At 55.2% G+C, this 335-nt stretch carries 1 protein-coding gene; it reads left to right on the top strand.

Going from position 1 to position 335, the window contains the following annotated elements:
• Positions 1-41 precede the first annotated feature (41 nt).
• Positions 42-335: helix-turn-helix domain-containing protein (locus IFT60_RS27220; RefSeq protein ID WP_192057032.1), on the top strand; the 294-nt coding region annotated here is incomplete at its 3' end.

Genomic DNA, 335 nt, shown 5'->3' with positions numbered 1-335 from the left:
TGAACTGACCCCCAAAAGTTGGGCACAACTTTTGGAGCGGTATGAAGTACACGAAAGAGTTCAAACAGACGGTAGTCCACGATTACCTGTCGAGCCACGAAGGCTATCGGAATGTGTCTCGACGCCACGGCATGGGAAATCGCTCGCTGCTCGAGCGATGGGTCGCTGCATACGAGATTCATGGGGATGCCGGGCTTAGTCCAAAGCGAAGCCGGTACGACGCCGTTTTCAAATTGTCGGTGCTGCAGCACATGTGGGAGAATCGGCTTTCCATAACCGAAACCGCTGCCAAGTTCGATATCCGCCGTCATTCGACGGTGGGCGACTGGGAGCGT

It is taken from the genome of Massilia sp. CFBP 13721 (assembly GCF_014842025.1).
GTDB lineage: Bacteria > Pseudomonadota > Gammaproteobacteria > Burkholderiales > Burkholderiaceae_D > Telluria.
Note: the sequence above shows the minus strand (reverse complement) of the source record. Positions and strands in the feature narration are given on the sequence as shown.